This is a genomic window from Novosphingobium gossypii, from assembly GCF_050433305.1.
GTDB classification, from domain to species: Bacteria; Pseudomonadota; Alphaproteobacteria; order Sphingomonadales; family Sphingomonadaceae; genus Novosphingobium; species Novosphingobium gossypii.
On sequence record NZ_JBNPXM010000004.1, the window covers coordinates 290,855 to 305,585 of the forward strand.

12 protein-coding genes and 1 pseudogene are annotated in these 14,731 nt (G+C 62.7%); 12 read left to right on the forward strand and 1 reads right to left on the reverse strand.

Annotated elements, in window-relative coordinates:
* Positions 1-23: 23 nt before the first annotated feature.
* The 6 genes and pseudogenes from GGR40_RS10635 to GGR40_RS10660 form a co-directional block, all read left to right on the forward strand.
* Positions 24-1,199: an LLM class flavin-dependent oxidoreductase gene (locus tag GGR40_RS10635; RefSeq protein WP_429276214.1), complete on the forward strand. Its 1,176-nt coding sequence runs from the start codon at positions 24-26 to the stop codon at positions 1,197-1,199.
* Positions 1,200-1,201: 2 nt separating this feature from the next.
* Complete coding sequence (locus tag GGR40_RS10640) at positions 1,202-2,452, forward strand: SfnB family sulfur acquisition oxidoreductase (RefSeq protein WP_429276215.1); 1,251 nt, start codon at positions 1,202-1,204, stop codon at positions 2,450-2,452.
* 326 nt (positions 2,453-2,778) lie between these two features.
* Positions 2,779-3,396 carry an OB-fold-containig protein gene (locus tag GGR40_RS10645; protein ID WP_429276216.1) on the forward strand — a complete coding sequence of 206 codons (618 nt, stop codon included), beginning with the start codon at positions 2,779-2,781 and terminating at the stop codon, positions 3,394-3,396.
* A 38-nt stretch (positions 3,397-3,434) separates the two neighbouring features.
* Positions 3,435-5,153, forward strand: a complete 1,719-nt coding sequence (locus GGR40_RS10650; RefSeq protein WP_429276217.1) for a flotillin family protein — start codon at positions 3,435-3,437, stop codon at positions 5,151-5,153.
* Positions 5,154-5,611: 458 nt separating this feature from the next.
* On the forward strand, positions 5,612-5,908 hold the full coding sequence (locus tag GGR40_RS10655) for an efflux RND transporter periplasmic adaptor subunit (RefSeq protein ID WP_429276218.1): 297 nt from the start codon (positions 5,612-5,614) through the stop codon (positions 5,906-5,908).
* A 149-nt stretch (positions 5,909-6,057) separates the two neighbouring features.
* Positions 6,058-6,518 (forward strand): annotated as a pseudogene (locus GGR40_RS10660) (efflux RND transporter permease subunit); the annotation flags it as partial.
* Here GGR40_RS10660 and GGR40_RS10665 read toward each other — a convergent pair.
* Positions 6,462-6,932, reverse strand: a complete 471-nt coding sequence (locus GGR40_RS10665) for an integrase arm-type DNA-binding domain-containing protein (RefSeq protein WP_429276219.1) — start codon at positions 6,930-6,932, stop codon at positions 6,462-6,464. The pseudogene GGR40_RS10660 and the gene GGR40_RS10665 sit on opposite strands and share 57 nt — an antisense overlap.
* Positions 6,933-7,446: 514 nt before the next feature.
* On the opposite strand from GGR40_RS10665, the gene GGR40_RS10670 reads away from it, so the two are divergent.
* From GGR40_RS10670 to GGR40_RS10695, 6 genes are all read left to right on the forward strand, one after another.
* A complete protein-coding gene (locus GGR40_RS10670) occupies positions 7,447-8,481 on the forward strand; it encodes an IS110 family RNA-guided transposase (protein WP_429276220.1) in 1,035 nt (344 codons plus the stop codon).
* 658 nt (positions 8,482-9,139) lie between these two features.
* A complete protein-coding gene (gene tnpC, locus GGR40_RS10675; protein ID WP_429276221.1) occupies positions 9,140-10,495 on the forward strand; it encodes an IS66 family transposase in 1,356 nt (451 codons plus the stop codon).
* 136 nt (positions 10,496-10,631) lie between these two features.
* The gene (locus GGR40_RS10680) at positions 10,632-11,072 is read left to right on the forward strand and encodes a MarR family winged helix-turn-helix transcriptional regulator (RefSeq protein ID WP_429276222.1); all 441 of its coding nucleotides are present in this window, start codon (positions 10,632-10,634) and stop codon (positions 11,070-11,072) included.
* 37 nt (positions 11,073-11,109) lie between these two features.
* On the forward strand, positions 11,110-12,459 hold the full coding sequence (locus tag GGR40_RS10685; RefSeq protein ID WP_429276223.1) for a S41 family peptidase: 1,350 nt from the start codon (positions 11,110-11,112) through the stop codon (positions 12,457-12,459).
* A gap of 43 nt (positions 12,460-12,502) precedes the next feature.
* A complete protein-coding gene (locus tag GGR40_RS10690) occupies positions 12,503-13,153 on the forward strand; it encodes an ATP-binding cassette domain-containing protein (protein ID WP_429276224.1) in 651 nt (216 codons plus the stop codon).
* On the forward strand, positions 13,096-14,559 hold the full coding sequence (locus GGR40_RS10695; RefSeq protein WP_429276225.1) for a hypothetical protein: 1,464 nt from the start codon (positions 13,096-13,098) through the stop codon (positions 14,557-14,559). Before GGR40_RS10690 ends, GGR40_RS10695 begins: the two co-directional genes overlap by 58 nt.
* The last annotated feature ends 172 nt before the right edge of the window (positions 14,560-14,731 follow it).

Sequence of the window (14,731 nt, forward strand, 5' to 3'; positions counted from 1 at the left end):
CTCACATAGACGGACGACACGACATGAGCCTCAAGTTCCACTGGTTCCTTCCCACCTATGGCGACAGCCGCTTCATCGTCGGCGGCGGTCACGGCGTGCCTGCGGGCGTCGCCGGGGGCGCACGCCCGGCGACCATCTCCTACCTCGGCCAGATCGCCCGCAGCGCCGAGCAGATCGGCTTCGAGGCCGCGCTCACCCCGACCGGGGCCTGGTGCGAGGATGCCTGGCTGATGACCGCAATGCTGAACGAGGTAAGCGATCACCTGAAGTTCCTCGTCGCCTTCCGCCCCGGCATCATGTCGCCTACGCTGGGCGCGCAGATGGCCTCTACCTTCCAGAACGCGTCGAAGGGACGCCTGCTGCTCAACATCGTGGTCGGTGGCGAGGATCACGAGCAGCGCGCCTATGGCGACTTCCTCGGCAAGGACGACCGTTACGCCCGCGCTGACAAGTGGCTGCAGGTGGTGCGCCGCCTTTGGGCCGGGGAAGAAGTGACCTACAAGGGGCAGCACGTCCACGTCGAGGGCGCGCATATCCCGCGCCTGCCCGATCCGATCCCGCCGTTCTACTTCGGCGGTTCCTCGGCGGCGGCGGGTGCGGTCGCGGCGCGGCACAGCGACGTCTACCTGACCTGGGGCGAACCGCTGGAAGCGGTGGCGAAGAAGGTGGAATGGATCCGCGGCCTCGCTGCCGAGCAGGGGCGCAAGGTGCGCTTCGGCATTCGCCTTCACGTCATCGCCCGCGATACGTCGGAGGCGGCGTGGGCGGAGGCGCAGCGGCTGCTGGACGCGATCGAACCGGAGACGATTGCCAACGTCCAGTCAGGCCTCTCGCGCAGCCAGTCGGAAGGGCAGAAGCGGATGCTTGCGCTCCACGGCGGCAGCAAGGACAACCTGCTGGTCGGTCCCAACCTGTGGGCGGGCGTCGGCCTGGTGCGCGGCGGCGCGGGCACCGCGCTGGTCGGCAGCCACACCGAGATCGCCGAGCGGATCAAGGAATATGCATCAGTGGGCATCGAGGAATTCGTGCTCTCGGGCGTGCCGCACCTGGAGGAAGCCTACTGGTTCGGCGAGGGCGTGCTGCCCGTGCTCCAGCGCGAGGGCCTGTGGCAGCATCCACGTGGAACGGTGAGCACGGCATCGGCGAACGTGCCCTTCGCACCCGTAGCGAAGCCTGACCTCAAGATCGCGGCGGAGTGACGATGGCGACGGCAATCCAGAGGCAATCGGCTGACAGGCAGGCGGCGCGCGTTATCGCTTCCGACGCGGAGGCGCTGGACGTTGCGCGGCAACTCGCGCGGCGGCTGGCGGAAGGCGCCTCGGAGCGGGATCGTCTGCGCACGATTCCCTTCGAACCGCTCGACTGGCTATCGGATGCAGGGCTGTTCGGCATCACCGTGCCGCGCGAGCATGGCGGCGCGGACGTATCGTTCGAGACGCTGGTGAAGGTGTTCCAGATCCTGTCGGCGGGGGATGCGGCGGTTGGGCAGTTGCCGCAGAACCACTTCGTCTTCGTTGATGCGATCAGGCAGGACGGGACGCGGGAGCAGAAGGCGTTCTTCTTTGCTGAACTGCTGGCAGGCGCGCGCTTCGGCAATGCGCAGGCGGAGCGGGGCGGTTCCTCGGCGCTAGACCTCAAGACCCGACTGACGCGGGGGACTGACGGCGGTCTGCGGCTGAACGGGCGGAAGTTCTACTGCACCGGGGCGCTGACGGCGCACTGGATCCCGGTGGCGGCGCTGGACGAGGCGGAGCGGCTCGTTCTCGTCTATGTGCGGCGCGATGCGCCCGGAGTCACGGTGGAGGCGGACTGGAATGCGATGGGCCAGCGCACGACCTACAGCGGCACCACCGTGCTGGATGACGTGGCGGTTGAACCCTCGCAGGTCGTGGAGCACTGGCGCCTGTTCGAGCGGCCGAGCCTGTTCCATAGCCTTGGCGCGCTGCTCCACGCCGCGATCGACGTGGGCATTGCGCAGGACGCCCTGGCTGAAGCGGTTGGCGTGATCCGTGGGCGCGGGCGGCCAAGGCTGGGTGCGCCGGTGGCTTCGGCCAGCGAAGACCCGCTGCTGTTGCACCGGCTGGGGCAGCTCTCTACCCGCTACCATGCCTCCGAAGCGCTGCTGGAGCGGGCCTCGCGCAAGCTCGATGCGGCGAATGCGGACCTGACGGCGGAAACCGCCGCGCTGGCGGCGGTCGCCGTGGCCGAGGCCAAGGCTTTTGCCGAGGACGTCTCGGTGGAGATCGGCAACGACGTCTTCGCCCTGATCGGCAGCGCGAGCACGGACGAGGGGCTCAACCTCAACCGCCACTGGCGCAATGCCCGCACACATACCGTCCACGATGCCAACCAGTGGCGCTATCACGCCTCGGGCAACTGGCTGCTCAATGGCGTGGCGCCGGGCAAGCCGGTGCGCAGAGCGGCAGATTGGCAGGAACAGCGACAACTTTGAGCGCCACTTTAAGACTGCAGAGCGTCAGTTGGAAGCGATGGCGGTCCTTTGAAAACTGCTGGCGTCTTCGTAGTAAACGGTTGGCGCTTTTAATCTCGAAAGCGGACCGTCTGTAACTCGGCAGGAAAAATCCTCTGCGGATGTTCGCTATGAGCCGGATTGGAAACTCCAGCATCCATGCCGAGACGGACAAAAATGGCTGGAAGAGGCTGTTTCTGGATGATGTGAACTGTGGCTCGGGCCCTTAATGCGCAGCCAAATTACGTTACGTGAGAGCTGCTCCAGTTCCACCTGACAAGCCGACTTTGCCATGATAGTCATGGCTGATGTTCGCGCAACTTCTGACACCTCCTTACATTCCTTTCACATTTTCGTTTTTGATCATGGTTGGAATTGGTTTGATTGAGGTCGTCGGGCTAGGGCTGGGCCATCTCGACCTCGATGGGGATGGACCACCCGATGCCGGGGACAGTGTTCTTGCCTGGCTCGGGTTGGGTGGTGAGCTTCCTGTCCTGATTTGGCTCACATCTTTGCTGGGGTGCTTCACGGTGACTGGCCTTGCGGCTCAACAAACCATGACTGCACTTTCTGGTGCGCCACTTCATCCAGGCCCTGCAGCCGCCGCGGCGTTGCTCATCGGCACGGTGCTGAACACCTCTGCAGCGAACGGGCTGGCCCGTGTCATGCCGAGGTTCGAGTCGACGGTTGTGTCCACTGACGATCTGCTGAGGCGGCGCGGCACGGTCCTCGAAGGCACAGCTCGACGCGGGTTTCCTGCCCGGGCAAAAGTAATAGATCATCATGGACAGGCTCATTTCGTAATGCTTGAGCCGCACGAGGACGACGACACCATCGGTACCGGCGAGTCGGCGCTTCTCGTACGTCGCGAAGGCAAGCTATTCTTTGCGATGGCGGACCGGCCCACATCCTTGAATCCAATCTGAGTTCATATTCTGCGCACATTCTCCGGGGGAATTTCATTGTGCCTGCATCACTTCTGAACATCCTGATCTACGCTGGCATCGTCCTTGTCGCACTTGTCGTAATCGGGATCATCCTGACCCGTCTCTATCGGCGCGCCACCAAGGACGTCGCGCTCATCCGAACCGGATTTGGGGGCGAGAAGGTCGTCCTGAACGGTGGCATCATGGTCATTCCGGTGCTGCACGAACTTATGCAGGTACGCCTGACGACGGTGAAGCTTGAGGTGTCGCGCCTCAACAAGGACGCGCTGATCACGCTGGACAAATTGCGCGTCGACGTGATCGGTCTGTTTCACATCAAGGTGAAACCGGATGCGCAATCGATCGCCGCTGCCGCGCAGACACTGGGCGATTCAGTCAACAGCGCCGATGCCGTAAAATCCCTGCTCGACGGCAAGCTGGTTTCAGCGCTCCGGTCGGTTGCCGCGACGATGACCATGGAGCATCTGCACGCCAATCGCGCCGATTTCATTCAGAAGGTGCAGGAAGCGCTGATGACCGACCTCGATATGAACGGGTTCCAGCTCGAATCGGTCAGCATCACCCATTTCGATCAGACCGCGTTCGAACACTTCAACGAGAACAACGCCTTCGATGCGGAAGGCCTGACCGTACTCACGCGCACGATCGAGGAACGCAAGAAAATCCGCAACGACATCGTTGCGACGAACCGCGTCGAGATCGAACAGCGAAACTTGGAGGCGAACAACCAGTCGCTCGAGATCGCTCAGGCTGCCGAACAGGCGCGTCTGACCCAGGAGCAGACGCTGGCCGCTCGCCGCGCCGAACAGGCAACCGCGATCGCGACAGCCGAGGCCGAGCAGACCCGGCTTGCCGAGATCGCGCGGATTACGGCGGAACAGGCACAGACCGTAGCGCAGACGGAAGCGGACAAAGTCATCCAGACTGCCACCATCGCGCGCGACGGCGCCGTTCAGACAGCGGCCATCGAGCGCGACCGCACGATTGAGATCGCCCGTATCACCACCGCCGTGCAGACAGCACAGAAGTCGGAGGAAGAATCGACGGCGACGGCCGCTGCAAATGAGGCTCGCGCGCTTGCCGTAAAGGCTGAAGAAAGCGTCGCCACAGCCAAGGCGACCGAAATCGCCAATCGCAACAAGAACGTTGCGGTGATCGCCGCTACTCAGCGCGCACAAGAGGATGCCGTCGGCATCACCGTGGCGGCTTCGGCGGAGAAGGAAGCGGCTGAAGCGCGGGCGAGCGCTCTCCGGACGGAGGCGACCGCCGAGGCCGATGCAGAGAAGGCACGGGCTCAGGGTCGCCAGGCGGCCTTCGAAGTTGATGCAGCGGGTCAGGCCGCGATCAACGAAGCGACCAATTTGCTCAACGACGCGCAAACCGCTCTGCTGCTTCGCAAGGCAATGCTGGAGGCCCTGCCTTCAATAATCACGGCCGCAAGCAAGCCCATGGAAAATATCGACCGGATCAGCATCGTCGATGCGCGAGGGCTTCATGGAAATGGCATTGCGGAAGGCACAAGTGTTGGTGGGCGTGAGAACCTTGCTGATGCAGCCGTTGCCGCGGCGCTTCGCTACCGGGTAGGCGGACCGCTCATTGATGGTCTGATGGCGGAGCTCGGAATGAACGGCGAATCCCTGAACGGTATACTGGCTGGCGGTAGCGCCACGCCTGCGTCGGCGGCGGAAGACCGATCCTCGAGCTCGGAAACACCGCCTACGTCAGAGCACCCTTAGGTGGAAGACGTCCGAACATTGGCGGACGGTGGCCAATGGCGGGTTTCGACACGAGCCATAGCCCACAACTCGAACTGAGCTGCGTCGATCGTTCGCTACTCCCGCCAACCTGCCGGTCCGCACCTGGGGACCGGCAATCGTCTCTTGAGCAGCCGCAAGGGTGAGGCCGTGATAGAGATATGGCTTGAGGCATTCCTGCCACAAAATTCGGGGTAACCGAACGGTAGCTTTCAATCATAGCTGCAGAGGCCAGGCACGGCACGCTGTCAGCCGTCCAGTCGATTTCGTAGGCCGCAGGCACCGGCCTTGGCGCCTTCGCGGGCGATCCTCGTCACTCGGATCGTAGGTTATCCAGGCCATGCTGCTGTCGAATTTGGCGATCCGGCCATTGTCACGTCGCGCGGTTACGGCATCGACTTCCTTCTGTTCGACCCGCAGGCCCCTGACCTGTCATCGAGGTGAACCTCAGTGTTCGGCTGACGGATGAACACTGCGCCTACGGCAACGCGGCCCGTTTGCGGCCCGGTGCAGCGGTAGTCGTGACGGCGCCGGGGCGCCGCGACGAGGCTACTATCCGGTTCCTCTCGCCGGTGCTTGATCTCGAAACCCTCTTGATTCCGGCAATAGCCACGCTCGATAACCAGGAGGGCCGGTGGCGCGTGGGAGAGACGGTGAACGCTGAAGTGGCGCTGCCGTTGGAGGTACGGGCAAAGGCCATTTTGGTTCCGCAAGGCCGCCATCCAAACCATCGATAGGCGGCCAGCCGTCTTCGTGTGTACGGCGAAAGGGAGATAATGTCCTCGTCACGCGCGGCCTCAAGGGCGGAGAGCGGATCGCCGCGACCGGGTCTTTCATGCTCAAGGCCGAACTCGGCAAAGGCGAGGCGGAGCACAAGCGTTGAGCCATGGTCAATGCCATCGTTTCCTTTTCTGTCGCGCGGTGCTGGCTGGTGCTGCTGCTGACCCTCATCGCCTGCCTTGTCGGCTGCTGGTCGCTCAAGCGCCTGCCGATCGGCGCGGTTCCAGACGTCACCAACAATCAGGTCCAGGTCAATGTAAGCGCGCCTGCGCTCTCGCTCGAACAGGTCGAAAGCCAGGTGGCCTTCCCCATCGAGACGGCCCTTTCGGGTATTCAGGGGCTTGAACATACAAGGTCGCTCAGCCGCAACGGCTTTGCCCCAGGTCACCGCCGTCTTCACGGATGCCACCGATATCTACTTCGCGCCAGCAGGTGAACGAACGGCTGGCGACGCTCGACGGCACTCTGCCCGAGGGCGTCGCGCCCGAGATGGGGCCGATCGCCACGGGCCTAGGCGAAGTCTACATGTGGCCCGTGCGCCTCGATCACCGCGCGGACGACCGCCATGGTTTTCATCGTCGGCCCCGTCAGCTCTGAAACCTGACGTTGGACAGCTTCGGAAACACATGTGTTCGAGCGTGCACAGCCATTGGCCCTCGTGTTTTCATTGCGCCAGGTTTTGCGTTGGGCAGCTAGAACGTTGGCTGTGGCTTCCTTGAAGGTGGAGAAGCCTTCAGCCTTCCGCCGCTCGAAGACGGGATTGAGGCCGAGTTTTACCCAGCTGCAGATTCCTCGGGCACGGTCGTGGGTCCGGGCAAGAGAAACCTTCGCAGCGCTTTCAATTCCAAAGTCAGGACTGTTGCTGTGCTTCTGGACCCGGCACACCCAGTTCTTGCTGCCACCGGGTAATAGTCCATCACCATCGCCAAGCCGGTTCGGCTTGGTGGCATTCCTAACAGCGGTCGCAGAGAGCTTACCCATCCAATATTTATCCCGTACTTTATACTACACGACAAATCGGTTGCGGGCGAACAGGGGCAGATGCGGGTGGACGCGAATCACCCGAAAGACCTGATTTTTCAGAGCCTTATCGGATGGTCGCGAATGTGCCTGGATGAGCCGGTGGCGGAGACGCCGACCTTACCACCTTTCAGTATATCGTTCTGAAATTGAACATAAAAGATAATACTGAAATATTCAATACCACACCTTATCCCACGCGCATCAATATATCGCGCCTGAAACCTGTAAATACATTGTCATTATTCCGCGTCTTTGTCCATACCTATCCTTCGTTGTGCAGCAGTGATTGTTGACGAGACGTCAACACTATCGAACAAACCATGTCGTTCAGCGATGCCGCTGCAAACGCCCGCTTCCAGCAACAGCTGCCGTTGCCGAGCGAGCGGAAATGGGACAAAACTGATGGGGTGGACGCCCCCCGACAGCCTTTATGGCAAAGTGGAGGTGTTGAAGCACCACTGAGGAGGCGTCCGTGTCACAGGTTACCACAATCGGTCTGGATATCGCCAAGAACGTTTTCCATGCGCATGGCGCTGACGAGCGAGGTGCGATGGTTTTCAGTCGGAGGCTGACGAGAGGCAAACTACTCGAGTTCTTCGCCGGTCAGCCAGCCTGTGTGGTGGCGCTTGAAGCGTGCGGTGGCGCCCATCATTGGGCGCGTCAGCTGCAGACAATGGGGCACGATGTGCGGCTGATCCCGCCATCTTACGTGAAGCCATTCGTGAAGCGGAACAAGAACGATGCGATTGATGCTGAAGCGATTGCCGAGGCTGCGCAGCGCCCAGGCATGCGCTTCGTGGCGGTGAAGAGCGAAGAGCAACAGGCCGCAGGACTCGTGTTCCGCACACGTGACCTAGCGGTGCGGCAGCGCACTCAGCTGATCAACGCCATCCGCGGGCACCTAGCGGAGTATGGTTGGGTAGCACCGCGCGGCACAGCGCATATGACAATGCTCGCCGACCTGCTCGAGGATGAGGAAATGACTTCAAGTCTGCCTGCAGCGGCACGGCCTATGTTCAAGCTGATGGTCGACATGCTGGCCGATCTCGACAAGCAGGTTGCCGTGCTGGACCGTGAGATCGCACGGCGTGCTAAGGAGGATGAAGCGGCTAGGCGGCTAATGACCATTCCGGGGATCGGTCCTATTGCGGCGACCGCCATCATCGCACTGGCCCCGCCGGTCGAGACGTTCCGTAAGGGCCGCGACTTCGCGGCTTGGCTTGGCCTCGCCCCCCGTCAGCACTCGACCGGCGGCAAACAGCGGCTTGGCAGCATATCGAAGATGGGCGAGCGGACGATCAGACGACTACTGATCATCGGCGGCAGCTCAATGGTACGCCAGGCATGCCGGTTTGGCGCGCCTGCCGGCTCGTGGCTTGAGCGGATGCTGGCGCGCAAGCCGCGCATGCTCGTCTCGGTAGCGCTCGCCAACAAGATGGCGCGCATGGTCTGGGCGCTGCTCACCAAGAATGAAGATTACAGAGCTCCGACAGCTGTCGCGGCGTAAGCCAAGACTGCGGTCAGAGGCGTCGGGGACGTAGGCGGTCGAAGGAGGGTATGGCACAACAGTCGGCGAGACGGGGCTGGAAGAACCAGGGAATGGCAGAGCGCTAGCCAAGCGCGTAAAACTGTAATGGATCCAGTCCGCGAACTCCCATACTGGCCCGCAGCTTATGGCGCTGCTCATCGAGGCCGGACAGATGACAGCATCCGACTACGTGCCAACATACCCCGATTTACTGCTTGCATTCGAAGGGGCGTCCACAGATGCCGTTCGCGAGCCGCGCCGGGAATAGCAGGTCCCTATCCAACACCTGCCATTCTTGGAGCACGGCTGATCGTTCCCGGAACCCGTAAGAAGGGCCGATTGCCGACCGTCCGGTTCAGCGCACGATTTCGAGAATAGCTGCCATTCACGCACTGTGGGCTGCTGACCAAAACGGCCTTTGCAGTTTTGGGAAAACAATTTCGATTCTGCAACGCCAAGGTAAATCATTGGTTGTGCCACATGGAAAGCGTGCGCTTACCGCCAATTACATTTCTCGATCTGAAAGAATTGAATGCCGACTTTTCTCGTTGCGCAAAGTGAGCTTCCGGAAGGTAATTGCTCACGTGGCTGGCAAAAAGAGGTTGCGCGGTCTGGCAATGCCTGATTCACCCTGTGTATGCCGCCGCCACCCCTTCATGTCCTGAGCGAAGCCGAGAAGAACGAACTTCTGCTCGCACAGCACGATATGATCGAGCGTATGGCAGCGCGGATTTCCGAACTGGAGGAACTGGTCGGCAAGCCGCGCAAGACGTCGAAGAATTCCCATGTGCCGCCCTCGAAGGATGATTTCGGCAAGGGTGGCGGCAAGGGCCGCAAGGCAAAGGCGGGCAAGCGCCCTTCTCGTGAAGGCAGGCATCGCCCACTTGCAGAAACGCCGGACAAGATCGAGCGGGTCATTGCTGCTGCCTTCGGCCATTGCGGAGGCGACGTTTCCGGCCAGACCCAGCGGTGCCGGCATCGTTACGATCATATCGCCCTGCCGCCGATCCGTCCGATCGTGACCCGGGTGGAACTGCTGGGTGGGCGCTGCCGGGGATGCGGGCATCGCTACCGTGCGCAGGCTCCTGCCGGCATGGAGCCGGGAACCCCGTTTGGACCGGGCGTCCGCTCCTTGCTCGCCTATCTGCACCACAGCCATCACGTCAGTTTCGAGCGCCTGTCGCGCATTGCATCGGAGGTGTTCGGCCTGAGCATATCACAGGGCGCCATCGCCAATGCCTTTCGGCGCATGGAAGCCGGCATGGCATCGGCGACCCGCGCGATCACCGACAAACTGCTGACCGCACGGGTCATCGCATCCGACGAGACCACCACCCGTACCAACGGCATCATCCACTGGCAGTGGGTCTTCCTCTCGAAGGACGCCGTCCTGCACAGGATCGCCCGGCGCCGGGCGCGCAGTGTTGCCGAGGAGGTTCTGGGCGGTCATCAGCCCGATGTGTGGATCTCGGACCGCTATGCCGGACAGCAGGAACTGGGCAAGGAGCACCAGGTCTGCCTCGCTCATGTCCTGCGCGACGTTCAATATGTCATCGACTGCGGTGACCGGGCCTTTGCCCCGAAGGTCCGCGATCATCTGCGCTGGGCCATCCGCATCGGAAAGCGACGAAGCAGCCTGAAGGATGCGACCCTGGCCGCCTACTGTGCCAGGGCCGACACCGGGCTGACCCGCCTCATGCGGATGCCGATCGCGCATCCCGCAGGCAAGATCCTGCTCAAACAGATCAAGGCCTGGCGGGGCAAGTTCTTCGTCTTCCTCACCAACCGCGACGTCCCTGTGACCCACAACATATCCGAGCGTGAGATCCGCCCCTCGGTCGTGTTCCGCAAGGTCACGAATGGCTTTCGGTCCGACTGGGGCGCCCAGATCCACGCCGGCTATCGATCCGTAACCGGCACCGCACGCCTGCAGGGAAAGTCAGCCCTTCAGGCCGTGCGCGAACTCGTCGAGGGCAGATTCGCCGTCGCCTGAGCATGCCACGCTTGGCCAACCCCGTGAGCAATTACCGCTGGGTTATCTCGCATTCTTGGGAGAACGGCTTGACGAAATATAAAAGCGCTTATACATTGTGATTATGACGACACCATCTCCGACGTTAGGCACCCTCATGAGGCACCTGCTCGAACTCCTCGATCGAGACGTCGAAGCGGCGTATAAGACCTCAGGCCTGACCTGGCGGCCGCGTTATACACCGGTCTTGCGCTTGCTGATGGCCGATGGAGAAGCGTCGATCAGGTCGATGTCACGCAGGATCGCTATTTCCCATTCGGCGGTGAGCCAGACCGTGTCGCAGATGGCGCGAGACGGTCTTGTCGAACTGCGTCCGGGCAGCGATGCGCGTGAGCGCATTGTGGCACTTACCGACAAGGCGAGGGACATGATCCCGGCGCTGAAGCGTCAATGGGCGGCAACCAATGCCGCAGCCGACGAACTGGATGCCGAACTTACGGCGCCGTTGTCCAGGATTGCTGCCGAGGCGATCGACGCCCTGACGCAGCGTCCGTTCGGAGAACGGATCAGAGCGGCAGCCCTGTCCCCAGAGGTCTAAGCCCCAACCCTAATCTACACCCCTAGCGGAGTTACTCATGCGCTTGAACCTCGTTTCAGCCGTAACCTTGGCGCTCGCCTTCACTACGGCCAGCAGCAATGCCTCTGCCCAGATTCGGACGCCGGGGTCCGACGCGCGCGTGCCGCAAGCTTTGTCGTCGGCGCAGCGGGACGCCGTCATTGCGGCGATCGGCACGGCGTTTCGCACCTCCTACGTCTTCCCGGAGAAGGTGCCTGCCATCGCCGCCAAGCTGGACCGCGCCAGAAAGGCTGGGCGCTATACGGTGACGAACCCGAACGAGTTTGCCGGCCTGATTACCGCCGATCTGCGCGAGGCGAGCCATGACGGTCATGCTTTCCTTGCCTACGATCCCGCCCGTTTCGCCGCCGCGAGCGCGGTTCCCGCCGGAGCACCGGCGCAAGATCTTGCCGACTTCGACACAGCCGTTGCCCGCCGAGACCATTACGGCCTGGCCGAACAGCGCATTCTGGCCGGCAACGTCCGCTATCTGAAGATCGCCGGGTTCGAGTGGGTAAGCGACGAGACCGGTAAAGCCTATGACGACGCGATGCGGTTCCTCAAGGGCGGCGACGCCGTCATCATCGACTTGCGCGGCAATGGCGGCGGATCGTCCGAGGCTGTGCAATATCTGGTCAGCCATTTCCTGAAGGCGGGAACGCTGGAGATCACCTTCCTGGAGGCCGGGCACGATCCCGTACAGACGCGCGTGCTCGACAATCTCCCCGCCGGACGCATGATCGGCAAGCCGCTCTACGTGCTCGTCGATCAGGGCTCCGCCTCGGCTGCGGAGTCGTTCGCCTACGATGTCCAGCAGTTCAAGCTGGGCCAGCTCGTTGGCGCGACCACAGCCGGTGCCGCCAACAATAATGCCTTCGTGCCGATCGCGCCGGGCTTCATGCTCAGCGTCTCGATGGGCCGGCCCGTCCACGCCGTCAGCAAGACCAATTGGGAGGGCATCGGCGTGGCGCCCGATGTCGCTGCGGTCCCGGCGCAGGCCTTGGACCAGGCCCATCTACTCGCTGTGCAGGCGCTTCGGGCGTCACCGGCCTCTGCGGAGATCGCCGGCGATTATGCTTGGGCGCTTCCAGATATCGAGGCGCGCCTTCACCCCGTTGGCCTTCCGGCCGCAGCCGCTACCGCTCCGGGCACTTATGGCAAATATGTCGTGACGCGCGACACCACCGGCCTCTGGATCGCGCGTCCAGGTCACCCGCTCTGGCCCGCGCCGCGGCGGTTGACGCCGCTGAACGGCGATGGGCTGTTCGCAGTCGACGGCATCGATATCCTGCGGGTCGCCATCAAGCCGGACACGCTCGAACTGTTGTGGAAGGGCGAGGAAACTCCGCGCGTACTGAAGCGCGTCTGATCGACGGCAGCAGCCATTATCGACGTTACGACAGGGGGCCAGAGTGCTGGAATTGAAAGACGTCGCCAAGCGCTATGGCGGCAAGCGTATATTGGAGGATGTCAGTCACGGTTTCTCGCCGGGCCTCACCCTGCTTACCGGCCAGAGCGGCGCCGGCAAGTCGACGCTACTGCGCCTCATTGCAACGGCGGAGCGCCCGAGCAGTGGCGACATTGTCTGGAATGACGTGTCCATCCGCCGGACCATGCGCGCAGTGCGCAGCACGCTCGGCTACGCGCCGCAGGCCGTCGATTTGCCGGACGACCTCACTGCGCGTGAGTTCGCGCTGCACATGGCGGCGTTGAAGGGCTTGGAGCTTAAGGCCGCAGGACAACAGTTCGCGGCGATCTGCAAGAGCGTCGGGTTGCTCGCTGACGTCGACAGCCGCATCGGCACCTTCTCGGGCGGGATGCGACGGCGGCTGATCTTCGCGCAGGCGATGCTTGGCGCACCGCGCCTGCTGGCGCTCGACGAACCGACATCCGAGCTCGACAGCGACACCGCGCGAGGGGTGATCGAGGTCGTCCGCGAGCGGGCTCGGCACGCCGTCGTCGTGATGACCACGCATCTGGTCGATGAACTGGTGCCGTATGCGGCTTGCGTGCTGAACGTGGAGGCGGGATCGATCCGCGCGATGCCGGGCGGATCGGCATGAGCGGCACGGCTTTAGGCGTTGTGCGTTCCGCGTTTGCGACGTCGCTTGCCCGCTATTCTCGTAGCTGGGGCATCTGGGCACTGATGCTCTTGGCGCCGATCGCCGCACGATTATGGATCGGCGGCAAGGGCGATGCCCATGCAACGATTGCGATCAACGACAAGGCACCATTGATGACGTCCGCCATGCTCGGCGTGTCGCTCGGCGTCGTCGTTTCAACCCTCTTGCTGCCGATCGCTTTCGTCTACTTACGGTCGAGTGTCACCCGCCGCCAGCCTTGGCAGGTCGAAGAGACGACCGCGGCGCCTCGGGTGGCGATCACGGCTGGACGTTTCCTCGCGGATATCGTGGTGATGCTTGCAGCGCTGCTCGCCCTGACGATGGCAGGGGGCGTGATCGGTGTTATAGCCGAATCCCTGCGTGGATTTCATCCGCTCGACCTGATCTTCGGACTGTGGGTGATCGCGGGCCCCGCGCTGATCGTCGTCGCCGCCTTCCGCAGCGTGTGCGACGCTCTTCCCGGCACGCGCCGTGCGCTCGGTGAGATACTCTGCCTCGCCCTATGGGTAACGGTGCTGGCAGCACCGGCCGCGAATACCGGCACGCAGCCGGGGTTCGTGGCGAGCCTTGAGGACATGGCTGGCTTTACGGCCCCCCTGACCGCATCACTGCCCGCGAGGCCCCATGACGTGCGGATCGGAGGCGGTCCGGCGACCAACGGCGTCATTGCGCTCGACGTCACCGCCGGGCTGATGTCCGACGGCTATCTCGCTTCCCGCCTCGTCTGGGTAGGGATTGCGCTTGCCATGGTGCTGGTCGCGGGTGTCGTCTATCGACCGCATCGTCTCCGCAACCGGCCTGGGATCTTGAAGCAGAGGCGATGGTCCGCGCGGGCATCATCAATACGCCTCGACATCGACATCATGGCAGCACCGGCCCGGCTGGTGCTCCACCCCTTCCTCGGGCTGGTGGTGGCCGAGTTCCGCCTTATCGGTTCGGGGCATTTGTGGCGGGCGGCGGCAGTGCTGGTCGCGATCGCCGGTACGGTGGTAGATTATCGGTATGCGGCCAGCCCTGCCGTGCTGCTGTTGCTGATCTTCGGGTTGACGGCTCAAGCTGCGCGCGCCGAACAGCCACGGCTGATTCACCTGACGTCCACGACGATGCTTGGCGTCTGGGCGCGACGCATGGCCTTCGTTCTCGCCGGAACGGGATGGGTCGTAGTGATCGGCCTACCTGCGATCGCGCGCGCGCTCGTCAGTGGCTCGGCGGGACCGCTTCACCTCGCATTGAGTACCGGAGCTGCGGCTGCTCTTGTTGCAGCAGTGTTGGCATCGGTGACCCGTAGTGCTTTCGCGCCCCGCCTCATGCTGTTGCTCGCTTGGTATGTCTGGCTTTCTACATGATAGCAGTAAAAACTCGTGGGTATGTCGCCACTTAAAACGGTCCGTGCGGTTCGCTTCGCATCCCGCGGGCACGACTGACTTTGGAAATTCCTCGCATTCCCAGTTCTGATCCCTTGTCAGACGAACTGAGAGACTGACCCCCTGCCGAATCTGAGAACTGCCCCCCTTCGGC

Coding starts and splice junctions, on each gene's coding strand:
- tnpC (WP_429276221.1), top strand. CDS start 9,140: ATGCCGCCGCCACCCCTTCATGTCCTGAGCGAAGCCGAGAAGAACGAA.
- GGR40_RS10665 (WP_429276219.1), bottom strand. CDS start 6,932: ATGGGTAAGCTCTCTGCGACCGCTGTTAGGAATGCCACCAAGCCGAAC.
- GGR40_RS10685 (WP_429276223.1), top strand. CDS start 11,110: ATGCGCTTGAACCTCGTTTCAGCCGTAACCTTGGCGCTCGCCTTCACT.
- GGR40_RS10635 (WP_429276214.1), top strand. CDS start 24: ATGAGCCTCAAGTTCCACTGGTTCCTTCCCACCTATGGCGACAGCCGC.
- GGR40_RS10680 (WP_429276222.1), top strand. CDS start 10,632: ATGAGGCACCTGCTCGAACTCCTCGATCGAGACGTCGAAGCGGCGTAT.
- GGR40_RS10645 (WP_429276216.1), top strand. CDS start 2,779: ATGTTCGCGCAACTTCTGACACCTCCTTACATTCCTTTCACATTTTCG.
- GGR40_RS10640 (WP_429276215.1), top strand. CDS start 1,202: ATGGCGACGGCAATCCAGAGGCAATCGGCTGACAGGCAGGCGGCGCGC.